Below are 25,246 nucleotides of genomic sequence, written 5' to 3'. Positions count from 1 at the left end.
CGCAGACCAATTCGGGGGGAGCGGATGAAGATGGGCATGACGAGGAGAGGCCGGCGCGGCGCGCTGGCCAAGGCGGGAGCGGCGCTGGCGATGGCTGCCGCGCTGGCGGCATGCGGCAACGGCCAGGAGACGCCGGCGGCGGGCGGAGCGGCGGACGGGGCGGCGGCCGTGAAGATCGGCCTGCAGCTGAAGTGGGTGCCGCAGGCGCAGTTTGCCGGTTACTACATGGCGCTCGAGAAGGGCTATTACAAGGAGGAAGGGCTGGACGTGGACATCCTGCCGGGCGGGCCGGACATCGTGCCGGAGCAGCAGGTGGCGAGCGGAGCGGCCGACATCGGCGTCGACTGGGTGGCGAGCCTGCTCGCCCATCAGGAGCAGGGACTGCCGCTCGTCGAGATCGCGCAGATCTATCAAAAAAGCGGGCTCGTGCTCGTGTCCAAAAAGAGCGCCGGCATCGCCGCCGCAGCCGACCTGAAGGGTAAGAAGGTCGGCAACTGGATGGGCGGCAACGAGTTCGAGCTGCTGGCGCTGTTCGACAAGCTCGGGCTCGATCCGGCCAAGGACGTGCAGTTCGCCAAGCAGGGCTTCACGATGGACCAGTTCCTCGCCGGCGAGCTCGATGCCGCCTCGGCGATGACGTACAACGAATATCAGGTCGTGCTGGAGCAGGGCATCCCCGAGTCGGAGCTGAACGTCATCGACATGAACGAAGAAGGCGTCGCCATGCTGGAGGACAATCTGTTCGCCAACGCCGATTGGCTGGCGGACAACAAGGAGGCGGCCGCCAAGTTCGTGCGCGCCTCGATCAAGGGCTGGCAGGAAGCGATCCAGCAGCCGGAGGCGGCCGTCGACGCCGTCATGAAGGCGGCCGAGGCGGACAGCACCTCGCGCGATCATCAGCTCAAGATGATGCAGGAGGTCGCCAAGCTGGTCGCTCCGGACGGCTTCGATCCGGCCGGCATCGGCAAGATCGACGAGGCGGCGTTCAAGCAGACGGCGGACATCGCGCTGCAGTTCGGCGTCATTTCCAAAGCGGCCGATCTCGGGGCGGCGTATACGACGGAGATTTACGACATGGCCGTGAAATGACGCCGGAGCGGGCCGGCCGCGAGCGGAGGACAGGCGAGCGGCTCGCGGGCTGCGGCCAGGCGGTAGATCAGAAAGGGGGAATGTGCAGTGGATACGGTAAGCATCGGACTTATCCAGGCGAGCCATGACCTGGACGGCGGCGAGGACGTCGCGGCGCACAAGCGGCACGGCCTCGAGAAGCAGGAGCGGCTCATCCGCGAGGCGGCATCGCGCGGAGCGAAGGTCATCGGGCTGCAGGAGCTGTTCGCCGGTCCTTATTTCTGCGCGGAGCAGTCGTCCCGGTGGTACGGGTTCGCCGAAGAAGTGCCGGATGGCCCGACCGTCTCGGCGATGCGGGAGCTGGCGCGGGAGCTGGAGGTCGTGCTGATCGTCCCGGTCTACGAGCGCGAAGGCGTCGCCTCGTACTACAACACGGCGGCGGTCATCGACGCGGACGGCGCCTATCTCGGCAAGTACCGCAAGCATCATATTCCGCATGTCGGCGCCGGCGGGGGAGCGCATGGCTTCTGGGAAAAGTTCTACTTCAAGCCGGGCAATCTCGGCTATCCGACATTCGATACCGCCTACGCCAAGGTCGGCGTGTACATCTGCTACGACCGCCACTTCCCGGAAGGGGCGCGCGCGCTCGGACTCGCCGGAGCGGAGATCGTGTTCAATCCGTCGGCGACGGTCGCGGGCACGTCGGAATATTTGTGGAAGCTGGAGCAGCCGGCGCATGCGGTCGCCAACGGCTATTACGTCGCCGCGATCAACCGCGTCGGCGTCGAGTCGCCGTGGCGGATGGGCGAGTTTTACGGCCAGTCCTACCTGGTCGATCCGCGCGGAGCGATCGTCGCCGAGGGCAGCCGCGACCGGGACGAGGCGATCGTCGGCGTGCTCGACCGGCGCGTCATCCGCGAGGCGCGCGAGGCGTGGCAGTTCTACCGCGACCGGAGGCCGGAGACGTACGGCGAGCTGTCGCGGCTCTAGCCCGGCGCCTGGCGGCGGGAGAGCTAGAGCGAGATGGGAGAAGGGAGTAGACGCATGGAGGATACGCTGGAAATGAAAGAAGCGCCCGCGCCGCGCCGGCTGGCGAACTGGATCGGCGGCCGCTGGGAGGAAGCGCCCGAGGGAGCTGCGCTCGCGCCGGTCGCCGATCCGGCGACGGGCGAGGTGCTGGCGCTCGTCCCGCTCGGCGGCGCGGCCGAGGTCGGGCGGGCCGTCGCGGCGGCGCAGGAGGCGTTCCGCGGCTGGAGCCGCACGCCCGTTCCGGCGCGGGCGAGGCTGCTGTTCCGCTATCAGGCGCTGCTGTCGGAGCGGAGAGAGGAGCTGGCGGAGCTGCTGGCCGCCGAAAACGGCAAAAGCCGCGAGGAGGCGCTCGGCGAAGTGCAGCGCGGCATCGAATGCGTCGAGTTCGCGGCCGGAGCGCCGACGCTGCTCATGGGCAGCCAGCTGCCGGACATCGCCTCGGGCTTGGAGTCGGGGATGTACCGCTATCCGCTCGGCGTCGTCTGCGGCATTACGCCGTTCAACTTTCCGATGATGGTGCCGTGCTGGATGTTCCCGCTCGCGGTCGCCTGCGGCAACGCGTTCGTGCTCAAGCCGTCGGAGCGGACGCCGCTGCTCGCCTGCCGGCTCGCCGAGCTGTTCGCGGAGGCGGGCTTCCCGCCCGGCGTGCTCAGCATCGTGCACGGCGCGCGCGAGGCGGTCGACGCGCTGCTGGCGCATCCCGGCATCGCCGCCGTCAGCTTCGTCGGCTCGCAGCCGGCGGCCGCGGCCGTCTATCGGCGCGGCGCGGCGGAGGGCAAGCGGGTGCAGGCGCTGGCCGGCGCCAAAAACTTCAGCCTCGTGCTGGCGGACGCCGATCTGCCCGCCGCCGCCCGCCAGGTCGCCGCGGCCGCGTTCGGCTCCGCCGGCCAGCGCTGCATGGCCTGCGCCGTCGTCTGCGTCGAACGCGGCGCGGCGCCGGAGTTTTTGCGGCTGCTGCTGGAGCAGGCGGATGCGATGCGTCCCGCAGAGGGAGGCGGCCCGGCCGGCATCGCCACGCCGATGATCCGCTGCGAGAGCCGCGACCGCGCGCTGGCGCTGCTGGAGCAGGCGCTGCGAGGCGGCGCGGAGCTGCTGCGCGACGGCCGGCTCGATCCGGCGCCGCCGGGCAGCGGCTCGTTCCTCGGCCCGACGATCGTCGTCAAGGTGCAGGAGGAGATGGCCGTCTGGCAGGAGGAGCTGTTCGCCCCCGTGCTGTGCGTGGCGGAGATCGGCGGGCTGGAGGAGGGCATCGAGCTCGCCAACCGCTCGCCGTTCGCCAACGGCGCTTGCCTCTATACGGACAGCGCCCGCGCCGTGCGCCGCTTTCGCGAGGAGATCGACGCGGGCATGCTCGGCATCAACATCGGCGTTCCGGCGCCGATGGCGTTTTTCCCGTTCAGCGGCTGGAAAGGCTCGTTCTACGGCGACCTGCATGCGAACGGGCGGGACGGAGTCGAGTTCTACACGCGAAAAAAGATGGTCACCGCCCGCTACTGACGGCGTGTGGCCGACAAGGAGCTGAAACGGCATGGTCCAGCAAGGCATCGGCTCATCGGATGCGGAGGGCGTTCCCGTCTCGGCCGGAACGGCAGGATTGGCAGGGGCGGCAGAAGGGCTGGCAGGAGATGCAGATAGGCTGGCAGGAGATGCAGACGATCTGGAAGGAACGGCTGCTGGGCTGGCAGGAGCGGCAGATGGGGTGGCAGGAGATGCAGACGGGCTGGCAGGAGATGCAGACGGGCTGGCAGGTGCTGGAGATGGGCTGGCAGGAGCGGCACACGGGGCGGCAAGAGCTGCAGACGGGCTGGCAGGAGATGCAGACGGGCTGGCAGGAGATGCAGACGGGCTGGCAGGAGCGGCAGACGGGGCGGCAGGAGCTGCAGACGGGCTGGCAGGAGCGGCAGCTGCTGCGGAGGCATTGGCAGAAACGGCAGAGGCTCCTGCAGAAGCAGCCCCAGCCCAAGCGGGGGCGCCGGCCGTGCAGCGGCGCGGACAGTTGTGGCATGGCATGCGCCCGTACCGGGCGGCCGACCGGCCGCTCGTCATCGTGGAAGGGCAGGGCTCCTGGGTGACCGCCGAGGACGGCCGACGCTACCTCGACGGCATGTCCGGCCTCTGGTGCGTCAACGCCGGTTATGGACGCAAGGAGCTCGCGGACGCGGCGGCGCGGCAGCTGGAGCGGCTTCCCTATTATCCGCTGACCCAGTCCCATCTGCCCGCGATCGAGCTGGCCGAGCAGCTCGGCGAGTGGCTGGAGGGCGATTACGTCGTCTTTTTCTCCAACAGCGGCTCCGAGGCGAACGAGGTCGCGTTCAAGATCGCCCGCCAATACCATCTGCAAAGCGGCAACCCGTTGCGGACGAAATTCGTCGCGCGCTACCGGGGCTATCACGGCAACTCGCTCGGCGCGCTTGCCGCGACCGGCCAGGCGATGCGCAAGCTCGGCTACGAGCCGCTCGCTCCGGGCTTCCTGCATGTGCGGCCGCCGGACAGCTACCGCAGGCCGGAGGGGATGACGGCCGAGGCGTTCCAGCTGCTGTGCGCGCGGGAGATCGAGGAGCGCATCGTCTGGGAAGGCGAGGAGACGGTCGCGGGCGTCATTCTCGAGCCCGTAATTACGGGCGGGGGGGTCATCGTGCCCGACCCGCTTTATATGCAGGAGGTGCGGCGCATCTGCACGGAGCGCGGCGTCCTGCTCATCGTCGACGAGGTGATCTGCGGCTTCGGCCGCTCCGGCCGCAAGTTCGGCCATCACAACTACGGCGTCTCGCCCGACATCGTGACGATGGCCAAAGGACTGACGAGCGGCTACCTGCCGCTCGCCGCGACGGCGGTGAAGCGCGAGCTGCACGAGGCGTTCCGGCGCACCGGCGCGCTGGCGCATCTGCGCCACATCAATACGTTCGGCGGCAATCCCGCCGCGTGCGCGCTGGCGCTCGCCAATCTGAAGCTGCTGGAGCGCGAGCGGCTGCCGCAGCGGGCGGCGGAGCTCGGCGCGAAGCTGCTCGGCGACTTGCGCGCGGAGCTCGCCTCGCATCCGCAGGTCGGCGACATCCGCGGCTTCGGGCTGATGGCCGGCATCGAGCTGGTGGCGGACCGGTCCAGCCGCGAGCCGCTCGGCGCGGCAGTGGTGCAGGCCGTGCTCGACCGCTGCCGGGAAGCGGGGCTCATCATCGGCAAAAACGGCGACACCGTCGCCGGCATGGCCAATGTGCTCACGATTGCGCCGCCGCTGTCGTCCACAGACGAGGACATGGCGTTTCTGCAGACGGCGCTGCTGGAGTCGCTGCTGCCGCTCGCTCGATAGGAGGAGGATTCGAGCCGGTGCGCCGGGTTTCCGCGAACCAAGGAACTCTCGATTCTCTGGTCGAGCTGATGCGCCGGGTTTCCGCGTGCGAAGGAACTCTCGACTCCCTGGTGGAGCCGATGCGCCGGGTTTCCGCGTGCGAAGGAACTCTCGACTCCCTGGTTGAGCTGATGCGCCGGGTTTCCGTGAACCAAGGAACTCTCGACTCCCTGGTGGAGCCGATGCGACGGGTTTCCGTAAACTAGGGAACTTTCGACTCCCTGGTGGGGCCGTCGGGCCGGGTTTCTGCGAACCAAGGAACTCTCGACTCCCTGGTCGAGCCGATGCGACGGGTTTCCGTAAACTAGGGAACTTTCGACTCCCTGGTGGGGCCGTCGGGCCGGGTTTCTGCGAACCAAGGAACTCTCGACTCCCTGGTGAAGCTGATTCGCCGTGTTTCCGCGAACCAAGGAACTCTCGACTCCCTGGTGGAGCCGATGCGCCGGGTTTCCGCGAACCAAGGAACTCTCGACTCCCTGGTAGAGCTGATGCGTCGGGTTTCCGTAAACCAGGGAACTTTCGACTCCCTGGTGGGGCCGTCGGGCCGGGTTTCTGCGAACCAAGGAACTCTCGACTCCCTGGTCGAGCTGATGCGCCGGGTTTCCGTGAACCAAGGAACTCTCGACTCCCTGGTGGAGCCAATGCAGCGTGTTTACGCGTGCGAAGGAACTATTGAATCCCTGGTGGAGCCGATGCGCCGGATTTACGCGGGCGAAGGAACTCTCGACTCCCTGGTGGGGCCGTCGGGCCGGGTTTCTGCGAACCAAGGAACTCTCGACTCCCTGGTGGAGCCGGTACGCCGGGTTTCCGCGAACCAAGGAACTATCGACTCCCTGGTGGAGCCGATGCGCCGGGTTTACGCGGGCGAAGGAACTCTCGACTCCCTGGTGGTGCCAGTCCGGACGAACCGATGACGCATCAAGCCATTTTCGACGGCTGCCCGCATCCGATCTGGCAGCGCCATCATAGCAAATCCGCATCCGCATCCGATGCGGCAGTCGCTCGCGCTAGCGGGCCGCGTCTCCGGCAAGCCCGCCGGGATGCAGCAGCCGGTAGGCGCGCAGGGCAAGCTCGGCGGCGAGCCGGCGCTCGGGATCGAGCCAGACGGGACCGATCAGCTCCTCGATCCGCTCGAGCCGATAGTACAGCGACTGGCGGGCGACATAGAGCCGCCTGGCCGCCTCCTGCTTGGAGCCGTCGGCGTCGAGGAACACCTGGAGCGTTCGCAGCAGCTCGCCACCGCGCAGCCGGTCCGCCTCGAGAAGAGGACCGAGATGCCGGGCGACGTACGCCTGCAGCCGCCTCCCGTCGTCGAGCGCGGGCAGCAGCTGCAGCACGCCGAGCTGCTCGTAGCAGAGCAGCTCTCCTGCGTCTTCGCACGCATACGGGCCAGCAGCTCCGCCCGCCGCTTCGCCCGCCGTCGCCCGACCGCCAGCAGCTCCGCCCGTCGCCGGACCGCCGCCTCCGGCGGAACGCGCCGCGGCTGGCTGCGGCTGCCGGAGCAGGCACAGCCGCAGCGCCTCCTCGGCCTCGCGGCGCGCTTCCTCCGCGCCGACCGCCCCGGCGAAGCGCGAGCTGGCGCCGGCGCAGCCGCCGGGCACGGCCGACAGCGCGGCGCGCAGCGTCCGCTCCAGCCGTTCGCCCGCGGCGGAGCGCGCCGACTGGCCGGCGACGGCGAGCAGCCGCGGGCCGCGCGCTTCCGCGAGGCAAACGAAGCCCGCGGCGCGCAGCCTGCGGCGCAGCTCATCGGCGGCTGCGGCGGCGGCCGGAGCGGAGTCCCATTCGGCCGCCGCCGCCCGCCACACCAGCCCTTCGAGCGGATGGGCGAGTCCGTCCGCGGAGCCGGCTTCCGGGCCGCGCAGGGCGCGTCGCAGCAGCGCCGCCTCGGGGTCGGCGCGGGCGGCGGGAGAGAGGGCCTGCCGGCGCTGGAGGATGAGCGAATGGAGCTCCTGGGTGATGTCGACATACCTTACGGTCCGCGGAAAGACGATGAGAGGCGTCGCCGCCTCCTCGGCGAGCTGCCGCCAGCCGCGCGGAAGCTCGCGCAGGCGGGAGCCGAGCTCGAGGCAGACGCAGCTGACGCCGCGCTCGAGCAGGCGGGTGAGGAACTGCGTCTGCCGCAGCTCGTCGGAGCCGAAGCCGAGACCGGTCGTCAGCACCATCTCGCCTCCATGCAGCAGCTCCGCCGCCTCCGCGGCCTCCAGCACATGCACCCAGCGGATGCGCCGTCCGAGTCCCGCGCGTCCGGCTTCAAGCCGCGCTCCGTCGAACGGCCGCGTCGACAGCGTCTCCCGGACGGTCACGCCCCGCTCGGGCTCGGCGCCGGCTTGCTCCTCGATCGACAGGCGAGTTGCTTCGCCATCCCTCATGGACTTATCCTCCCGTTCTTCGATGCCGGCCGCAGCCGCGATCAGGCGCGGCGATCCGCATCGTTCGTGTCTGTTAAGCTTACATCAAAAGAGCCGTTTCGAAAATAATGATTCAAAAAATTCAGAAAATTAAGTATGATACGTCATGTATCCTAACACGAGACCTCTCGCAAATCCCAGTTCAGTGAGTTCAAAAAAGGAGGAGAGCGATGATACGATCCTGCACGACATCGAACGAACGGGTCATGCGGCGGCTCGGCCAGCTGGCCGAGCTCGGACGCATCAGCGAGACCGGCGTCAGCCGGCTGGCGATGACGCCGCTCGACCGTCAGGCGGCCGACATGGCGAGAGGCTGGATGGAGGAAGCCGGCTTGAGCGTGCGAATGGACGCGGCGGGCAACCTGATCGGCCGGCTGGAGGCCGCGGACGGAGCGGCCGGGCCTGTGCTCATGCTCGGCTCCCATCTCGACACGCAGCCGTATGCGGGGACGTACGACGGCATCGTCGGCGTGCTTGGCGCGATCGAGGCGGCGCATGCGCTCGCCGCCCAAGGCTTCGCTCCCGCGCTCCCGATCGAGGTGGTCGCTTTTTCTGACGAGGAAGGCTGCCGGTTCGACAAAGGCATCTTCGGCTCGCGGGCCATGTCCGGCCGGCTGGAGCCGGGCGAGCTGGAGCGCGCCGACCTGGACGGCGTGACGCGCCGCGAGGCGCTGGCCGCCTTTGGCGGCGATCCGTCCCGGCTCGACGAGGCCCGTTATCCGGACGGCGCGATCGCCGCCTATCTGGAGCTGCATATCGAGCAGGGACCCGTGCTCGAGGCGGCGGGAGCGGCCGTCGGCCTCGTGACCGCGATCAGCGGTCCGCTCTGGCTGACGGTCGAGCTCGAAGGCTTCGCCGGCCATGCCGGCTCGGTGCCGATGGCGATGCGCCGCGACGCGCTCGCCGGCGCCGCGTCGATCATCAGCGGCTTCCAGCGGCTCGTGCGCGCCGAGGCGGGCACGCCCGCGGTCGGCACGGTCGGCACGCTGCAGCTGTTTCCCGCCTCGCGCAACATCATCCCCGAACGCGTCCGCTTCACCGTCGACCTGCGGGACATCGACATGGAGCGGCGCGGCCGGCTGGAGGCGGAGCTGCGCCGGCTGATCGCCGAGACGGCGGCCGACAACGGCCTCGCCTATGCGGTCAAGGTCGATACCGACAGTCCGCCGCGGGCATGCGGCCCCGAGCTGATGGCGGCGGTCCGCGCGGAGGCGTCCGACATGGGGCTGGAGCTGCCCGAGCTGATGAGCGGGCCGTTCCACGACGCGCTGGCGCTGTCCTACGTCTGCCCGTACGCCATGATCTTCGTCCGCTCGCGGGACGGCATCAGCCATAATCCGCGGGAATTCTCCTCCGCCGAGGATATCGGCCTGGGCGTGGAGCTGCTGTACCGTACGCTGAAAAGGCTGGCCTCGCCGAGCGGGTCGGAAAGGAGCGATGGATCATGGTCGATGACATCCGCCTGAGCGCGGCGTTCGGCGATCCGGCCGTGCCGGAGCCGTTCCGCGAGCTGGTGCCGCCGCTGACGCGAGCGGCCGCCGCCGAGGAGTCGAACCGCTGCCTCTACTGTTATGACGCGCCCTGCATCAAGGCCTGCCCGACGTCGATCGACATCCCGTCGTTCATCAAGCGGATCGCCACCGGCAATCCCGAAGGCGCGGCGCATGCGATCATGGACGCGAATCCGGTCGGCGCGAGCTGCGCGCGCGTCTGTCCGACGGAGCTGCTCTGCGAGGGCGCATGCGTGCTGAACGGCTCGTCCGCGCCGATCGCGATCGGCAGGCTGCAGCGCCATGCGACCGACTATGCGGCGAGCGCCGGGCTGCGGCTGTTCGCGCCCGGCGAGCCGGCCGGCGTGAGCGCGGGCGTCATCGGCAGCGGACCGGCCGGCCTTTCGGCGGCGCGGGAGCTGGCCCGCTTCGGCTTCGACGTCGACGTCTACGAGGCCCGCCAGGTGGCGGGCGGACTCGACAGCAGCGGCATCGTCAGCTTCCGCCTGCCGACGCATGTGCCCGACTGGGAGGTGCGGCAGGTCGAGGAGCTCGGCGTCCGCTTCCATACCGGCGTGCGAGTCGGCAGCTCGCTGAGCGTCGAGGAGCTGCGCGGCCGCCATGACGTGCTCGTGCTGGCGGCGGGCATGGGCTACGTGCCGCCGCTCGGGCTCGAGGGCGAGCGGCTGGAGGGCGTCTACGACGCGATCCGGCTCGTCGAGGCGACGAAGGCCGGACGCATGCCGTCCGCGCTCGCCGGCGCGCGGGTCGCGGTCATCGGCGCCGGAAATACGGCGATCGACGCGGCGACCTGCGCCGTGCGGCTCGGCGCGGCGGAGGTGAAGATCGTCTACCGCCGCACGGCGGCGGAAATGACCGCCTACCCGTTCGAATACGAGTTTGCCAAGCAGGAGGGCGTCGGCTTCGTCTGGCTGACCCAGCCGCTGCGCATCGTCGCCGGGCCGGACGGCAAGGCCGCCGGGCTCGAATGCATGCGGCTGCAGCCTGACGGACGCGTCGGGTCCGACGGCCGCCGGCTGACATCGCCCGTGCCGGATTCCGCCTTTTTGCTGGAGGCGGACGCCGTCGTGCTGGCGACGGGGCAGGAGCGCCTCGCGACGCTGGCCGAACAGCTCGGCATCGCGCATCGAGCAGGCGTGCCGGAGGCCGATCCGCGCACCGGCCTGACGTCCGATCCGCGCATTTATGCGGCCGGCGACATCCTGCACGGCACCGGAGCGGGCGAGGCGACGGTCGTCTCGGCGGCGGAGCAGGGCAAGCGGGCCGCCGCCGCGATCGCGGCCGCCTGGCTCGGGCCGGACTTCGCCTCGCGCCGCCGCGCTCCGGCTGTCGCCGTCCCTTCGCGCCATGCCGGGTCCGCCGGCCGAATCTAACCGAAAAGGAGGTCGACTACGATGGCCGATCTGTCCATCTCGCTGGCGGGCATACGCTCGCCCAATCCGTTCTGGCTCGCCTCCGCGCCGCCGACGAACACCGGCTACCAGGTGCAGCGGGCGTTCGAGGCCGGCTGGGGCGGAGCCGTCTGGAAGACGCTCGGCGAGCCGATCATCAATACGTCGTCGCGCTTCGCGGCCGTCCATTTCGGCGGCAAGCGCGTCGCCGGCTTCAACAACATCGAGCTCATCTCCGACCGGCCGCTGGAGGTGAACCTGCGGGAGATCCGCGAGACGAAGCGGCTGTTTCCCGACCGGGCGCTCGTCGCCTCGCTCATGGTCGAGCCGAAGCGGGAGAAGTGGCATGAGATCGTGAAGCGCGTCGAGGACGCCGGCGTCGACGGGCTGGAGCTGAACTTCGGCTGCCCGCACGGCATGGCCGAGCGCGGCATGGGCGCGGCTTCCGGCCAGCAGCCGGATCTCGTCGAGAAGCAGACGATGTGGGCCAAGGAGGCGGCGCGCACGCCGGTCATCGTCAAGCTGACGCCGAACATCACCGACATCACCGTCACCGCCCGCCACGCCGTGCTCGGAGGCGCGGACGCGGTCAGCCTCATCAATACGATCAACAGCCTCGCCGGCGTCGATCTGGAGACGTGGAACACGGTCCCCCATGTCGGCGGCAAAGGCGCGCACGGCGGCTACTGCGGTCCGGCGGTCAAGCCGATCGCCCTCAGCATGGTCGCCGAATGCGCGCGCGATCCGCTCGTAGGCGTGCCGATCTCGGGCATCGGCGGCATCTCGTCGTGGCAGGACGCGGCGGAGTTCCTGCTCATGGGCGCGGCGGGCGTGCAGGTGTGCACGGCGGCGATGCATCACGGCTTCCGCATCGTCGGCGAGATGGTCGACGGGCTGAGCCGCTATCTCGACCGCAAAGGACTGGCCTCCGTCGCCGAGCTGACCGGGCAGAGCGTGGCCCGCTACACGAACTGGGGCGACCTCGACCTGAACTACCGCGTCGTCGCGCGCATCCGCCAGGATACCTGCATCAACTGCAACAAATGCCATATCGCCTGCGAGGACACGTCGCATCAATGCATCGACATGCTGAACGGCGCCGGCGGCAAGCCGTACCTGCAGGTGCGCGAGGACGACTGCGTCGGCTGCAATCTGTGCTCGATCGTCTGCCCGGTGGACGGCGCGATCGAGATGGTCGAGCTGCCGCCGGCAGCGCCGTCATTGACGTGGAACGAGCGTCAGCGGGCGCTGGCGCGGCTGGACCGCGAATCCATACGAGCGGAGGCGGTGGAAGGATGAAAAAAGCACGGATCATACAAGGCGGCACGGTCGTGACGGCCGGCTCCGTCAGCGTCGCGGACATCCGCATCGAGGACGGCGTCATCGCGGCGATCGGCCGCTCGCTCGACGCGACGGGCGCCGAGACGGTCGACGCCGCCGGGCTGTACGTCTTTCCCGGCGGCATCGACCCGCATACGCATCTCGACATGCCGTTCGGCGGCACGGTGACGGCGGATGATTTCGAGAGCGGCACGATCGCCGCGGCGTTCGGCGGCACGACGACGATCCTCGACTTCTGCCTGACCGAGCGCGGACGGCCGCTCGGCGATGCGGTCGCCGCCTGGCATGCCAAGGCCGAGGGCAAGGCGGTCATCGACTACGGCTTCCATCTGATGGTCGCGGATGCCGGCGAGCAGGCTCTGGCAGAGCTGCCGGAGCTGATCGAGCGCGAGGGCATTACGTCGCTCAAGGTGTTCATGGCGTACAAAAACGTGTTCCAGGCGGACGACGGCACGCTGTACCGGACGCTGCAGCTCGCCCGCGAAGAAGGCGCGCTCGTCATGGTGCATGCCGAGAACGGCGACGTCATCGAGCGGCTCGTCAGCGAGGCGCTGGAGCGGGGCGACACCGAGCCGATCTGGCATGCGCTCACGCGTCCGCCGCAGCTCGAGGGCGAGGCGACCGGGCGGGCCGCCGAGCTCGCCGGCCTGGCCGGAGCGCCGCTTTATGTCGTGCATGTCACCTGCGCCGAAGCGGTCGAGCGCATCGCCGCCGCGCGGGCGCGCGGACTGCGCGTCTATGGCGAGACCTGCCCGCAGTACTTGACGCTCGACATCTCCGCGCTCGAGCGTCCGGATTTCGAGGGCGCCAAATACGTCTGGTCGCCGCCGCTGCGCGAGGCCTGGCATCAGACGGCGCTTTGGAACGCGTTGTCGTCCGGCACGCTGCAGGCGCTCGGCTCGGATCAGTGCTCCTTTCATTTCAAGGGGCAAAAGGAGCTCGGCCGCGGCGACTTCTCCAAAATTCCGAACGGCGGCCCGACGATCGAGGACCGCTTCAGCCTGCTGTTCTCCGAAGGCGTGGCCAAAGGCCGGATCGACCTGCAGCGGTTCGTCGAGCTGTCGGCGACGAACGCCGCCAAGCTGTTCGGGCTGTTCCCGCGCAAAGGCACGATCGCGGTCGGCAGCGACGCCGACCTCGTGCTGTTCGACCCGTCGGCGACGCGGACGCTGTCGGCGCGCGACCATCATCTGCGCGTCGACTACAGCGCGTTCGAGGGCATGGAGGTGCAGGGCGAGCCGGTGTCCGTGCTCGTGCGCGGCGAGTTCGTCGTGCGCGACAAGCAGTTCGTCGGGCAGGCGGGCAGCGGCCGTTACTTGAAGAGAAGCCGCTTCGGGCTCGGCGGGAGCCTGGCGCTGCCGGCGGTTCCGATCGGAGGAAGCCCGTCATGAGCGCGTATGAAGCCTATGCGGAGGAGAAGCAGCGGCTTGACGCGCTGGTCGAGGAGGGCCGGCTCATCGAGGAGATCCGGGAGGATCTGGACGGGGCGGTCATCCGCTTTTCGGCTGCGCCGGGAGCGGCGAGGGGGACGGGGGAGGACGCTGCGCTCGGGCTGCGCATCGGCACGGCCGACGCGCGCAAGCATGCGGCCGTGCTGCTGATCCGCCAGCTGGCGGTGGGAGAAGCGGGCGGCGAGGCGGATTGAGGATGGCGGGCGGTCGACCGGGCAACCGGACGGCCGCCCGTTTTTTTACGCAGCGGCAGCAGCGGGTCTGATTTCCCGGCGATTTGGGCAGGGATAGACGGAGAGCCCGTCGTGTCCCGACGGACTGAACATATGATTGAAGCGGCTTGTACATTTGTTCAGACCGATGCTATGATGGAGGCAGTTCAAGAATGGGGTGGATATGGACATGCAACAGGGACAACTCGCTGCAATGATCGACCATACGCTGCTGCGCGCGGATGCGACCGCGCCGGAGATCGGCAAGCTGATCGAGGAAGCTCGCCAATACGGCTTCGCCTCCGTCTGCGTCAATCCGACCTGGGTGCGGACGGCCGCCGAGGCGCTCGCGGGCACCGAAGTGAAGGTATGCACCGTCATCGGCTTCCCGCTCGGCGCGACGACGAGCGCCGTCAAGGCGTTCGAGGCGGCGGACGCGATCGCTTCCGGCGCCGGCGAGATCGATATGGTCATCAACATCGGCGCGCTCAAGGACGGCCGCGATGCCGACGTCGAGGCGGACATCCGCGCCGTCGTGGAGGCGGCCGCGGGCAAGGCGATCGTCAAGGTGATCATCGAGACCTGCCTGCTCAGCGACGAGGAGAAGGTGCGCGCTTGCGAATGCTCCGTGCGGGCGGGAGCCGACTTCGTCAAGACGTCGACCGGCTTCTCGACCGGCGGCGCGACGGCCGAGGACATCGCGCTCATGCGCCGTACGGTCGGCCCCGACATCGGGGTCAAGGCCTCGGGCGGCGTGCGCAGCCTGGAGGACATGGAGCGCATGGTGGCGGCCGGCGCGACGCGGATCGGCGCCAGCTCCGGCGTCAAGATCATGGAAGGCGGCCGTTCGGAAAGCCCCTACTGACCGCTGGCCTTTGCAGCAGCCGGAAAACCTCGGTTTTTCGGCTGTTTGTCTTGGCATGGGCAAGGTTGCCCGCGCGGCGGCGGTTCCGCTATGATAGAGCAGCAGGAAGGACCAGGAAAGGACTTGATGTCATGTTCAAACGCATCCATATCATCGTGATGGATTCCGTCGGCATCGGCGAGGCGCATGATGCGGCCTCGTTCGGCGATGTCGGCGCCGATACGCTCGGCCATATCGCCGAGGCGCAGGGAGGACTGCGGATGCCCGTCATGGGCAGCCTCGGCCTCGCCAATATCCGCCCGTTCGCGGGCATCGAGCCGGCGGACGAGCCGCTCGCCTTTTATGGAAGGATGCAGGAGGCGTCGAGCGGCAAAGATACGATGACGGGCCACTGGGAAATGATGGGCCTGCGCATCGACACGCCGTTCCGCGTCTTCGAGCACGGGTTCCCGCAGGAGCTGATCGACCGCATCGAGGCCCATACGGGGCGCAAGGTGATCGGCAACAAGGCGGCCAGCGGCACCGAGATCATCGACGAGCTCGGCGAGGAGCATATGCGCACCGGAGCGCTGATCGTCTATACCTCCGCCGACTCCGTGCTGCAGATCGCCGCGCATGAGGAGATCGTGCCGCTGCCGGAGCTGTACGCGATCTGCGAGTTCTGCCGCGAGATCACGCTCGACGATCCGTACATGCTCGGACGGATCATCGCCCGCCCGTTCGTCGGCGGGCCGGGCACGTTCAAGCGGACGGCCGGACGCCATGACTACGCGCTCAAGCCGTTCCAGCCGACCGTCATGAACACGCTCCAGGAGGCCGGACGGGAAGTCGTGGCGATCGGCAAGATCTCCGACATTTTCGACGGCGAGGGCGTCACGCGCAGCATCCGCACCGCTTCCAACGACGAAGGCATGGAGCGGCTGACGGAAGTGTGCGCGGAGGATTTCTCCGGCATCAGCTTCCTCAATCTGGTCGACTTCGACGCGCTGTACGGCCATCGCCGCGACCCGGCGGGCTACGCGCAGGCGCTGGAGGCGTTCGACGCCCAGCTGCCGGCGGTGCTGGAGCGGCTGACCGCCGACGATCTGCTCATCGTGACAGCGGACCACGGCAACGATCCGACCTACACCGGCACCGACCATACGCGCGAGTACGTGCCGCTGCTCGTCTATTCGCCTCGCTTCGAGGCCGGACGCGAGCTTCCGCTGCGCCTCACGTTCGCCGATGTCGGCGCGACCGTTGCGGACAATTTCGGCGTCGCCGCGCCCGAGCACGGCACGAGCTTCCTCGGAGAGCTGCGCTGATCTCGATCCGAATCGGACCCGTTCCTATTCACCTACATTCCCTCTACGAACAGGAGATGACTTCATGAGCGTCCATATCGGAGCCAAAGAAGGACAAGTCGCCGAGACGGTGCTGCTGCCGGGCGATCCGCTGCGCGCCAAATATATCGCCGAGACCTACCTCAGCGAGATCGAGCTGTACAATGAAGTGCGGGGCATGCTCGGCTACACGGGAACCTACAAAGGCAAGCGGATTTCCGTGCAGGGCTCGGGCATGGGCTTGCCGTCGATCAGCATCTACGCGAACGAGCTCATCCGCAGCTACGGCGTGCGCAACCTGATCCGCGTCGGCACCTGCGGCGCGATGCAGCGGGACGTGCGGGTGCGCGACGTCATCCTTGCCCAGGCGAGCTGCACCGATTCCAGCATGAACCGCAACCAGTTCCTCGGCTACGACTTCGCGCCGATCGCCAGCTTCGGCCTGCTGAAGTCCGCCTACGAGCATGCGACCGCGGCCGGCATGAACGTGCATGTCGGCAACGTCTACAGCACCGACGTGTTCTACAAGGAAGATACGACGGCCGTGCAGCGGCTCATGGACCACGGCGTGCTCGGCGTGGAGATGGAGACGACGGCGCTGTATACGATCGCGGCCCGCCACGGCGCGCAGGCGCTTACGGTGCTGACGGTGAGCGATCATCTGCTGACCGGCGAGGAGACGACCGCCGAGGAGCGCCAGTCGACGTTCAACGACATGATGGTGGCGGCGCTGGAGACGGCGGCGGGGCTCTAGAGCGCTTCTCGGCCCGGCAGGCGATTCGTTCTTTAATGACATGAATCGACAGCGGGGCTTGGCCGTTTTGTTTTATGGCATTAATGAAGACGGGCCTCCGCTTCAATCGTTGTGCAGACAAGGATTTCTGACTGAATCTCAGCTTATGATACGATATTTTACGGCATGAAATAGACATGAGGTTAAAGAAGGGGGAACGCCCGTGAGAATGGTCGAGCTGATCGAGAAGAAAAGAGACGGCGGGGAGCTGACGACGGAGGAGATCCGCTTCATCGTCGAAGGCTATACGGACGGCCGCATTCCGGACTACCAGGTGAGCGCGTGGGCGATGGCGGTCTTTTTCCGCGACATGACCGACCGCGAGCGGGCCGATCTGACGATGGCGATGGTGGAATCGGGCGAGACGATCGACCTGTCGGACATCGAAGGCGTCAAGGTGGACAAGCATTCGACCGGCGGAGTCGGCGATACGACGACGCTCGTGCTCGCTCCGCTCGTCGCCGCGGCGGGCGTGCCCGTAGCTAAAATGTCCGGACGCGGCCTCGGCCATACCGGCGGCACGATCGACAAGCTGGAGGCCATCCCCGGCTTCCATGTGGAGCTGACGCGCGAGGAGTTCGCCCGCCGCGTCAACGAGTCGTCGATCGCCGTCATCGGCCAGAGCGGCAACCTGACCCCCGCCGACAAAAAGCTGTACGCGCTGCGGGACGTCACCGCCACCATCGAGTCGATCCCGCTCATCGCCAGCTCGATCATGAGCAAGAAGATCGCCGCCGGCGCAGACGCGATCGTGCTGGACGTGAAGACCGGCGCCGGCGCGTTCATGAAGGACGAGCAGGACGCACGCCGCCTGGCCGCGGCGATGGTCGCCATCGGCAACCAGGTCGGCCGCAAGACGATGGCCGTCATCTCGGACATGAGCCAGCCGCTCGGGCTTGCGATCGGCAACGCGCTCGAGGTGAGGGAGGCGATCGACACGCTGCGCGGCGAAGGGCCGGACGACCTGCGGGAGCTCTGCCTCGCGCTCGGCAGCCAGATGGTCTATCTCGGCGGAGCCGCCGGCTCCATCGAGGAGGCGGAGGCGCTGCTCAAGGAGCTGCTCGCGAGCGGCAAGGCGCTGGACAAGTTCAAGGAATTCATCGCCAACCAGGGCGGCGACCCCGCCGTCGTCGACGATCCGGACCTGCTGCCGGCAGCGCCGTACCGGATCGAGCTGCCGGCTCGCGAGAGCGGCTTCGTCTCGGGCATGACGGCGGATGCGATCGGCACGGCGGCGATGATCCTCGGGGCCGGACGGGCGACCAAGGAGTCGGAGATCGACCTGTCGGTCGGCATCGTGCTGCGCAAGAAAATCGGCGACGCCGTGCAGGCCGGCGAGTCGCTTGCGACGATCCATGCGGCGACGGAGCAGGTCGGCGACGTGCTGGAGCGCCTGAACGCGGCGATCGAGATCGCGCCGTCGGCGCAGGCGCCGGAGCTCGTCCGCGGCATCGTGACGGAATGATCGAATCGAGCACAGGGAGGAGCGGGCCGCGATGACAAGAACAATATGGAAGGACCGGCTGGACCGGGACTATATGCTGGGCCAGCTGAGGCTGCTGCTGGAGACGCCGAGCCCGAGCGGGTTCTGCGCCGCCATCATGGACAAGATCGAGGCCGAGGCGGTTCGTCTCGGATTCCCGTTCGAGCGCACGCCCAAGGGCAACGGCCTGATCGACCTCGGCGGCGAGGGCGGCGAGCCGCTGCTGCTGACGGCGCATGTCGACACGCTCGGGGCGATGGTGCGCTCGGTCAAGGGCGACGGCAAGCTGCGCATGACGCCGATCGGCGGCTACGACATGTCGACGGTGGAGGGCGAATACTGCCTCGTCCATACGCGCGACGGGCGCATCTATGAGGGCACCGTGCTGTCGACGATGCCTTCGGTCCACGTCTATCCGGACGCGCGCTCGCAAAAGCGGGACGAGGCGAGCATGGAGGTGCGGCTCGACGCCGACAGCGCGAGCCGCGCCGAGACGCTGGCGCTCGGCATCGCGCCGGGAGATTTCGTCTCCTGGGATCCGCGCGTGCGGATGCTCGACAGCGGCTGGATCAAGTCGCGCCATCTCGACGACAAGGCGAGCGTCGCCGCGCTGCTGGCGCTCATGGAGGCGGTCCGCCGCGGCGGGCTGCAGCTGAAGCGGCCGGTCAAGCTGCTCGTCTCGACCTATGAAGAGGTCGGCCACGGCAGCTCCTGGGTGCCGGCCGACACGGTCGAGATGATCGCGGTCGACATGGGGGCGATGGGCGACGATCTGAGCGCGACCGAGAAGGATGTGTCGATCTGCGCCAAGGACTCGTCCGGCCCGTACGACTACGGGATGACGTCGCGGCTGATCGCCCTCGCCGGCGACCAGTCGATCCCGCATGCCGTCGACATCTATCCGTTCTACGGCTCGGATGCGAGCGCTGCTCTGCGCGGAGGCGCGAACATCCGAGCCGCGCTCATCGGACCGGGCGTGCATGCCTCCCACGGCATGGAGCGCACCCATGCCGAAGCGGTGCTCGGAACGGCTGCGCTGCTGCTGGCATACATCATGGACTAGAGGAAGCGCCGTCCGCGCCGAGCGGACGGCGGCTTTCGAAGCGGGAGCAGGAGGGAGCCGGATTGGCGCAGCTTTATTTCAAGTACGGCACGATGAACAGCGGGAAGTCGTTTGAGATCATCAAGGTCGCCCACAACTACGAGGAGCAGGGCAAGGCGGTGCTCATCTTCTCGCCGGCGATCGACACCCGCAGCGGCAAGGACGAGGTCGGCTCGCGGGTCGGCTTCAAGCGCAAGGCGATTCCGGTCGGCGCGGCTACGGATCTGTACGAGCAGGTCGCGGCGCATCAGCCGCCGGGAGCCGAGAAGCGGATCTACTGCGTGCTCGTGGACGAGGCGCAGTTTTTGAGCCGGACGCATATCGACCAGCTGACGCGCGTCGTCGACGAGCTGAACGTGCCCGTCATGGCGTTCGGCCTCAAAAACGATTTTCGCAACGAGCTGTTCGAGGGCAGCTATTATCTGCTCGCCCAGGCGGACAAGATCGAGGAGATCAAGACGATCTGCTGGTTCTGCGACCGCAAGGCGACGATGGTCATCCGCTATGTGGACGGCCGTCCGGCGAACGAAGGCGCGCAGATCCACATCGGCGGCAACGAGGACTACAAGCCGGTCTGCCGCAAATGCTACAAGGCCGCCTTCGCGCAGGAGGAAAAAGGCGGAGCCTGATCGTCCGCTCCCGCCGTATCGACGGCGACGCCGCTCCGGCCGGGATGCCGGCCGCCGTCGATGCGGCATGTCTTCGATCGGCATGAAAAAGCCTCCGCAAGCTGCCCTTAAGGGCGGTTTGCGGAGGCTTTTTCGCGCGTTCCGGATATCAGCGGCCCCGGTTTTTGCCGCGCTTGGCCTTGCGGCTCAGCCACAGCACCCAGATGCCGACGCCGGCGACGACGGCCGCAGCCAGCACATAGAACAGAATGGCGTACAGCCTGTCCTCGAATGGGGTCATCATCATGTCGCATCGCCTCCGTTCTTCTCTCTCATCTTTACCCGATGCGCGCCGCTTTAAGCCTCCATTCCGATCCGCATGGAGGAACCTTTGGCGGCAAGCCGAATATCAATACGAAGAAGAGGGAAGCAAGCCCATTATCGTCAAGGGAAGGTCAGAGAACATGAGAGTGCATGAATTCACCATCCAGGCCGATTTTGGCCGCGAGGACCTGACGCGCCTGTCGGCGGAGGCGGCGAGGTTCCAGTCCGACATCAAGCTGGAATTCGCGAACGGCGACAACATCAATATCGTCGATGTCAAAAGCCTGCTCGGCATGCTGCTGCTGCCGATCCGCAGCGGGACCGAGGTGCTGCTGCGCGTGCGCGGGAAGGACGAGGAAGAAGCGTTCGCCTTCATGCTGGACGCGCTCGAGAAGGAGTAGCCCGGCGCTGCCCGGGAGCCGTCAGGGCGCGGCCGAAGCGGCCGCCGAAGCAGCCGGAGCGGCTGGGGCCGCCGGAGACGCCGGGGCTGCCGCAGAGTCGTCTGCGTGCGGCTCCGTGCCGGCGGCTTCCTTGGGAGCGGCGGCCGGCAGCGGGCCGGAGCTCTCTCCGCGCAGGTAGATGACGAAGCCGGCCATCATGACGGCGCCTCCGATCAGCTGGCCGGCGGAGAGCGTCTCGCCGAACAGCAGCAGGGCGAGCAGGCTGGCGCCGATCGGCTCGGCGAGCACCGTCATCGAGACGGTCGTCGCCCGCAGATGCTGCAGCAGCCAGTTGAACAGGAGATGGCCGAATACGGTCGGGATGACCGCGAGCAGCAGGAACAGGACCCATTCGCGAGGCGGATAGGCGGTCATCGAGTAGCCCATGGCGCCGTTGTAGCCGGCGAACAGGACAGTCGTCACGCCAAACACGATCAGGCTGTAGACGAACGACGGCATCCGCTCGAGCAGCCGCTTGGCGAGGATCATATTGAAGGCGATCGCGACGGTCGACAGCAGCGACAGCGCGTCGCCGAAAAAGGCTTCGCGCGACAGGCCGAAGTCGCCGGAGCTGACGAGGACGGCGCCGCCGATCGAGACGGCCATGCCGGCGACAGCGAGCTTGCCGAGCCGGTCGCGAAGGAAGAAGAACGCGAGCGCAGCGACAAAAGCGGGCTCCAGCGTCAGCATGATCGTCGAGCTGGCGATCGACGTATAGGACAGGGACGCCATCCAGAGCAGGAAGTGCAGCGCCAGGAAAAAGCCGGCTCCGGCGAGCAGCGCCCAGTCCCGGACCGTCAGCCTGCGGATCGCGGGGAGCTGCTTCCAGGCGAAGGGAAGCATGAGCAGAAACGTAAGCAGCATGCGGTATTGGCCTTGCACGGATACCGGCGCTTCGGAAAAGCGCACGAGAATCGGCGCGAAGGAAATCGCGGCCATGCCGACGAGCAACGGGACGACAAGCGGGATTCGGATTCTAGTTGTAGGTGACATAAGCTTCATTGTACGGCGCGCCCTTTCCATGATCAAGATGCTGGACGCTCGTTTGACAGTGATAATGATTATCAATTAGACTGGAATCGAGCCGGAATTCATGGAATGGGAAAGAAGGAATGCAGATGCTGGTCATCCAACGCAGGATCAAGGTGAAGGAAGGACATGCCGCTCAGGTGGTCGAGCGGTTCAGCAAGCCGGGGCCGGTGCAGGAGTTCGACGGCTTCGTCGACATCCAGATTTTGCAGAAGGTCGTGCGCCGCGGCGAGGAGGAGGTCATCGTCCAGATCCGCTGGGAATCGGAGCAGGCGTGGAAAAACTGGGAGAAGAGCGACGTCCATATCCAGGGCCATCGCAACAGTCGCGGGCAGGAGAAGCCCGACTACGTGCTGGAGACCGAGGTTTCCCGCTACGAGCTCGCAGCGGTCAAGGAGCCGATCCGCAAGGGTACGTGATTTGTCACATTTATAGCCCAAAAGAGCCATCGCCGACCCTCCCCGATCCGTTACACTAGGAGCAGGAAGGAGTGGCTTTGAACGATGCACGCAGAATCCTCGACTCCGGTAGACTGGTTTTATTTGAGCTTATTCGCCGTCCTTATGATCGGCATGCTTGTTTTGTTCTGGTTCGGCTTCAAGAAGCTGGACGATTCCGACGACGAAGAGGAAGATTTCGGCGATGTCCGGCATGCCGCGCCGTCGCCGCCGCCAGGCGAGAGCGGCGCTTCGCTGTTCGATGACAAAGACCGCTCCTAGGAGCGGTCTTTGTCATCGGGGCGGCAACGACTCGTCCGGGGCGGGCCGCCAGGAGGCGAGCCAGCCCTCGAGCTCGCCGATGACGTCGATGACGCCGTCGGGAAGGCTGATCCGGGACGGGCTGTACTGCCGCAGCGCCAGTCCTTGGCGGACCCAGACGGCCCTCATGCCGAGATGCTTGGCCGGCACGATATCGTTGTCGATGCGGTCTCCGACCATGAGCGAGCGCTCGGGCGGACAGCCGGTCGCCTGCAGCGCGTACTCGTAGAGCTTCGGGTCGGGCTTGGCCAGGCCCAGCTCGGCGGAGGCGAACACCTCGTCGATATGCTCCAGCAGGCCGTAGCTGCGCAGCCTGTCCGCCGTGCCGGCGCTCTGGTTGGCGATGATGCCGATCCGATAGTCGCGGCGCAGCCGCTTCAGGATGCCGAGCGCGTCCGGAAACGGTCGGTCGAGCTCCTTGCGGTACTTCATCTCGGACCAGATCGCGCGGCGCAGCTCGCCATCCGGGAGCAGCTCCTGCAGGATGTCGGCCATCGGGAACGGCGAGAAGCGCCGATGCGCTTCCATCCACAGCTCGCGCACCTGCTCGCGCCGGACGGCGATGCCGCGGCGTCCGGCGGCGGCGATGAGCTGGCGGGTGATGTCCTCGATCGGCTCGGATTCGTCGACGAGCGTTTCGCCGACGTCGAAAAAGATCCATTTCAACGGATGGGTAGTGTTGTTCATAATTCGTATCCTATCATGCTCTGCCGATTGCGAACAAGCAGAAGCAAACAGATGACGGAAACATTTCGCGTATGCTATAATACGATTCGTTCCCGAATGATTCGGAACTTATTTTTGTGGTTAATAGGAGAGTCGGGGAAGAAGGATGAGTTCAGTCTTGGAGAACCGCATGGCTATGACTCAGCTTACGAGCCAGATGGGGAAGCTGCTCCGGGACCGCTTCGGCAAAGGGCCGGAGTCGATTTACGTTTCCGCCAACGAGGTATGTGTAAGCATGCATTTCCGCCAGTTCGTCAGCGTCGTGGAGAAAATAATGCTCCAGCAGAACAAGGACGAGGCCGTCAGGGATACGCGGCAGCTGGTGATGGACCTGATCGTGCCGGAGTTCAAGGCTTTGATCCTCCGTACGTTAGGTCTCGAGCTTCAGCACATTTATTACGACTGGAACCTGGACAACCACTCCGGCATCATGATCGGCCTCGTCGACAGCTCGCTGTTCGACCGCTATCAGGAATCGTACCGCGGCAAGGAGTACATCCACCGCCAAGTCGAGCGCATCTCGGCCGAAGCCGAGAAGATGCCCGATGCCATGCATTCGTTCTGGACCAACGCGCGCACGCTCGTCATCGTCCGCTCCGGCATCCTGATCAAGCTTGAGAAGGAGCTGCTGAGAGCCGGCTACGAGCCCGCCCTGAGGGTCGCCAAGCGAGCGCTTGAAAAATCGCTGCTGGTGACCGAGGTCGATATGATCGAGGCGCTCGGACGCACGTCCGACGGGATTTATCTGGATTGGAAGTTCGATCAGGACCAGAGCATCATCGTATTCACCTTTCCGTCCGAAACATCGACTTAATGAACAGATGGCCGTTGCCACGCTGAACATGAGCCGAGGAAACAGCCGTCCACCGTGACGGCTTGCTCCGAGGCTCTATTTGTTTTTTGGGAAAAGGAAAGGAGAGAAAGTAGGAGAGAATGATGGAGAGAAAAGGCCATATCGACGAAGCGAGCCTGCCTCGGGCAGAGGTCCGGCAGGCGCAGGACGAGCTGAATCTCGTGCTGCAGGAGCTGAGCGCAGCCGTGCAGGCGGACGCTTATTACATAGCCGACGAGACGGGAGAGGGCGACTGCGTCGTCGCGCTTCATCATGCCGGAGAGCCGGTGCTGCATCTGGGCATGGTGCTCCCCCTCGCGGAGGCGCCGGAGGAGGAGGATGTCGTGCTCCGCTTCCATCGCATTCAGGTCCGGATCGCCGAGGAGGCGGCAGACGTCAAGAAGCTCGGCATGCTGCGGAAGGAGCGTTCGTTCAGCGGAGAGGAGAAAGACCGCCTGCTCCGCGCCGCCGATTCGCGGGCGGTCCTCGCACCGGCCGCGGGCCGGCCGGTCGAGAGCGGTTCGTCTGGATTGCCGGACGGCGGCGCAGCCGCAGCAGGTCCGGCTTTGATCACGAAGGGGGAGCGGCTGCGCCAGCTCGCCTTTGACATGATGAACGGGCTGACCAACATCGACGGCATGGCGCAGCTGCTGGCGGATACGACGCTCGACCAGAGCCAGCTCGACATGCTCGACGAGCTGCGGATGAACGCGGAGCATCTCGCCTCGCTCGCCCAGACGCTGTTGAAGCATGCCGATCAGGAGGACAGCTGGGTGGGCTTCGACGAGCATCCGTTCTCGATCCTCGATCTATCCAAGGAGCTGACGGACAAGCACGGCGAGTCGGAATCTCCGAGCCGCCTGACCTGCTGGGTGTCGGCGGAGGTGCCCCATCAGGTGCATGGGCGCAAGGAGCAGCTGGCCGAGCTGCTCGATCTGCTGCTGCAGATCGCCCGGGAGGAGCCCGAGGTCGGAAGCACCCGGCTCAACATCCATGTCAACTCGGTCAATTCGCAGGACGGCCAGCTCGATCTGTTGATTCAGCTGCTGCTCGACCGGCAGGGAGGGAGCGGACCGGGCTCCGCCGCCTGGCGGAGCGAGGCGAAGCGGATCGTCGAGCTTAACGGCGGAGAGCTGTGGGAGCAAGAAGGCGACGCGGGCTGGGGCTTGCATATGACCTTCCAGGTGCGGCGCGCCGGCTAGCGCCG

General features: G+C 67.0%; 26 protein-coding genes. 22 read left to right on the top strand and 4 right to left on the bottom strand.

Features of this window, described 5'->3' with window-relative positions:
• The first annotated feature begins 30 nt into the window (after window positions 1–30).
• The 6 genes from B8V81_RS21835 to B8V81_RS21805 all read left to right on the top strand — a co-directional run bounded on the left by B8V81_RS21835 (window position 31) and on the right by B8V81_RS21805 (window position 6,357).
• The gene (locus B8V81_RS21835; RefSeq protein ID WP_228551514.1) at window positions 31–1,089 is read left to right on the top strand and encodes an ABC transporter substrate-binding protein; all 1,059 of its coding nucleotides are present in this window, start codon (window positions 31–33) and stop codon (window positions 1,087–1,089) included.
• Between the two features lie 87 nt (window positions 1,090–1,176).
• The gene (locus B8V81_RS21830) at window positions 1,177–2,058 is read left to right on the top strand and encodes a nitrilase-related carbon-nitrogen hydrolase (protein ID WP_101809162.1); all 882 of its coding nucleotides are present in this window, start codon (window positions 1,177–1,179) and stop codon (window positions 2,056–2,058) included.
• Window positions 2,059–2,112: 54 nt separating this feature from the next.
• Complete coding sequence (gene mmsA / locus B8V81_RS21825; protein ID WP_244912799.1) at window positions 2,113–3,594, top strand: CoA-acylating methylmalonate-semialdehyde dehydrogenase; 1,482 nt, start codon at window positions 2,113–2,115, stop codon at window positions 3,592–3,594.
• Window positions 3,595–3,722: 128 nt separating this feature from the next.
• Window positions 3,723–4,169: a hypothetical protein gene (locus B8V81_RS21820; protein ID WP_146000540.1), complete on the top strand. Its 447-nt coding sequence runs from the start codon at window positions 3,723–3,725 to the stop codon at window positions 4,167–4,169.
• A complete protein-coding gene (locus B8V81_RS21815; RefSeq protein WP_084136513.1) occupies window positions 4,106–5,404 on the top strand; it encodes an aminotransferase in 1,299 nt (432 codons plus the stop codon). The genes B8V81_RS21820 and B8V81_RS21815 overlap by 64 nt, the downstream gene beginning before the upstream one ends.
• A 416-nt stretch (window positions 5,405–5,820) precedes the next feature.
• Window positions 5,821–6,357 carry a hypothetical protein gene (locus tag B8V81_RS21805; protein ID WP_101809160.1) on the top strand — a complete coding sequence of 179 codons (537 nt, stop codon included), beginning with the start codon at window positions 5,821–5,823 and terminating at the stop codon, window positions 6,355–6,357.
• A gap of 93 nt (window positions 6,358–6,450) precedes the next feature.
• On the opposite strand, the gene B8V81_RS21800 is transcribed toward B8V81_RS21805, so the two are convergent.
• Window positions 6,451–7,812 (bottom strand): PucR family transcriptional regulator, encoded by a 1,362-nt coding sequence (locus tag B8V81_RS21800; protein WP_028597289.1) that lies wholly within the window; start codon window positions 7,810–7,812, stop codon window positions 6,451–6,453.
• A 209-nt stretch (window positions 7,813–8,021) separates the two neighbouring features.
• Between B8V81_RS21800 and B8V81_RS21795 the strand changes: the two genes are divergently transcribed.
• From B8V81_RS21795 to B8V81_RS21745, 11 genes are all read left to right on the top strand, one after another.
• Window positions 8,022–9,317 (top strand): M20 family metallo-hydrolase, encoded by a 1,296-nt coding sequence (locus B8V81_RS21795; protein ID WP_101809159.1) that lies wholly within the window; start codon window positions 8,022–8,024, stop codon window positions 9,315–9,317.
• Window positions 9,296–10,735: an NAD(P)-dependent oxidoreductase gene (locus B8V81_RS21790; protein WP_052332909.1), complete on the top strand. Its 1,440-nt coding sequence runs from the start codon at window positions 9,296–9,298 to the stop codon at window positions 10,733–10,735. The genes B8V81_RS21795 and B8V81_RS21790 overlap by 22 nt, the downstream gene beginning before the upstream one ends.
• A gap of 21 nt (window positions 10,736–10,756) precedes the next feature.
• Window positions 10,757–12,052, top strand: a complete 1,296-nt coding sequence (gene preA / locus B8V81_RS21785) for an NAD-dependent dihydropyrimidine dehydrogenase subunit PreA (protein ID WP_028597287.1) — start codon at window positions 10,757–10,759, stop codon at window positions 12,050–12,052.
• Window positions 12,049–13,485, top strand: a complete 1,437-nt coding sequence (hydA, locus tag B8V81_RS21780) for a dihydropyrimidinase (protein WP_052332908.1) — start codon at window positions 12,049–12,051, stop codon at window positions 13,483–13,485. Before preA ends, hydA begins: the two co-directional genes overlap by 4 nt.
• The gene (locus B8V81_RS21775) at window positions 13,482–13,739 is read left to right on the top strand and encodes a hypothetical protein (RefSeq protein WP_028597286.1); all 258 of its coding nucleotides are present in this window, start codon (window positions 13,482–13,484) and stop codon (window positions 13,737–13,739) included. The genes hydA and B8V81_RS21775 overlap by 4 nt, the downstream gene beginning before the upstream one ends.
• Window positions 13,740–13,947: 208 nt before the next feature.
• On the top strand, window positions 13,948–14,622 hold the full coding sequence (deoC, locus tag B8V81_RS21770; protein ID WP_028597285.1) for a deoxyribose-phosphate aldolase: 675 nt from the start codon (window positions 13,948–13,950) through the stop codon (window positions 14,620–14,622).
• Window positions 14,623–14,753: 131 nt separating this feature from the next.
• Window positions 14,754–15,926 (top strand): phosphopentomutase, encoded by a 1,173-nt coding sequence (gene deoB / locus B8V81_RS21765; protein WP_028597284.1) that lies wholly within the window; start codon window positions 14,754–14,756, stop codon window positions 15,924–15,926.
• A 64-nt stretch (window positions 15,927–15,990) separates the two neighbouring features.
• The gene (deoD, locus tag B8V81_RS21760; RefSeq protein ID WP_028597283.1) at window positions 15,991–16,698 is read left to right on the top strand and encodes a purine-nucleoside phosphorylase; all 708 of its coding nucleotides are present in this window, start codon (window positions 15,991–15,993) and stop codon (window positions 16,696–16,698) included.
• Window positions 16,699–16,900: 202 nt separating this feature from the next.
• Entirely contained in the window at window positions 16,901–18,202 is a 1,302-nt protein-coding gene (locus B8V81_RS21755) for a pyrimidine-nucleoside phosphorylase (RefSeq protein ID WP_028597282.1), read from the top strand.
• Window positions 18,203–18,233: 31 nt separating this feature from the next.
• Window positions 18,234–19,283: a M42 family metallopeptidase gene (locus B8V81_RS21750; RefSeq protein WP_028597281.1), complete on the top strand. Its 1,050-nt coding sequence runs from the start codon at window positions 18,234–18,236 to the stop codon at window positions 19,281–19,283.
• 62 nt (window positions 19,284–19,345) lie between these two features.
• A complete protein-coding gene (locus B8V81_RS21745; protein WP_028597280.1) occupies window positions 19,346–19,951 on the top strand; it encodes a thymidine kinase in 606 nt (201 codons plus the stop codon).
• Window positions 19,952–20,099: 148 nt separating this feature from the next.
• Here B8V81_RS21745 and B8V81_RS25415 read toward each other — a convergent pair whose 3' ends face one another.
• Complete coding sequence (locus B8V81_RS25415; RefSeq protein WP_153783691.1) at window positions 20,100–20,237, bottom strand: hypothetical protein; 138 nt, start codon at window positions 20,235–20,237, stop codon at window positions 20,100–20,102.
• A 157-nt stretch (window positions 20,238–20,394) separates the two neighbouring features.
• On the opposite strand from B8V81_RS25415, the gene B8V81_RS21740 reads away from it, so the two are divergent.
• Window positions 20,395–20,655, top strand: a complete 261-nt coding sequence (locus B8V81_RS21740; RefSeq protein WP_028597279.1) for an HPr family phosphocarrier protein — start codon at window positions 20,395–20,397, stop codon at window positions 20,653–20,655.
• Window positions 20,656–20,676: 21 nt separating this feature from the next.
• Here B8V81_RS21740 and B8V81_RS21735 read toward each other — a convergent pair whose 3' ends face one another.
• Complete coding sequence (locus B8V81_RS21735; protein WP_228551509.1) at window positions 20,677–21,696, bottom strand: DMT family transporter; 1,020 nt, start codon at window positions 21,694–21,696, stop codon at window positions 20,677–20,679.
• Window positions 21,697–21,812: 116 nt separating this feature from the next.
• On the opposite strand from B8V81_RS21735, the gene B8V81_RS21730 reads away from it, so the two are divergent.
• Window positions 21,813–22,142, top strand: coding sequence for an antibiotic biosynthesis monooxygenase (locus tag B8V81_RS21730; RefSeq protein ID WP_028597278.1), 330 nt, complete (start codon window positions 21,813–21,815; stop codon window positions 22,140–22,142).
• 84 nt (window positions 22,143–22,226) lie between these two features.
• Window positions 22,227–22,442 carry a hypothetical protein gene (locus tag B8V81_RS21725; protein ID WP_101809158.1) on the top strand — a complete coding sequence of 72 codons (216 nt, stop codon included), beginning with the start codon at window positions 22,227–22,229 and terminating at the stop codon, window positions 22,440–22,442.
• A gap of 12 nt (window positions 22,443–22,454) precedes the next feature.
• On the opposite strand, the gene B8V81_RS21720 is transcribed toward B8V81_RS21725, so the two are convergent.
• Window positions 22,455–23,168 carry an HAD family hydrolase gene (locus tag B8V81_RS21720; protein WP_101809157.1) on the bottom strand — a complete coding sequence of 238 codons (714 nt, stop codon included), beginning with the start codon at window positions 23,166–23,168 and terminating at the stop codon, window positions 22,455–22,457.
• A gap of 175 nt (window positions 23,169–23,343) precedes the next feature.
• On the opposite strand from B8V81_RS21720, the gene B8V81_RS21715 reads away from it, so the two are divergent.
• Together B8V81_RS21715 and B8V81_RS21710 are read left to right on the top strand one after the other, a co-directional pair.
• On the top strand, window positions 23,344–24,021 hold the full coding sequence (locus B8V81_RS21715; RefSeq protein WP_228551508.1) for a Na-translocating system protein MpsC family protein: 678 nt from the start codon (window positions 23,344–23,346) through the stop codon (window positions 24,019–24,021).
• Between the two features lie 119 nt (window positions 24,022–24,140).
• On the top strand, window positions 24,141–25,241 hold the full coding sequence (locus tag B8V81_RS21710; protein ID WP_101809156.1) for an ATP-binding protein: 1,101 nt from the start codon (window positions 24,141–24,143) through the stop codon (window positions 25,239–25,241).
• Window positions 25,242–25,246 lie beyond the last annotated feature (5 nt).

It is taken from the genome of Paenibacillus pasadenensis, from assembly GCF_002864175.1.
GTDB classification, from domain to species: domain Bacteria; phylum Bacillota; class Bacilli; order Paenibacillales; family Paenibacillaceae; genus Paenibacillus_O; species Paenibacillus_O pasadenensis.
This window is presented reverse-complemented; position numbering and strand designations above follow the sequence as displayed.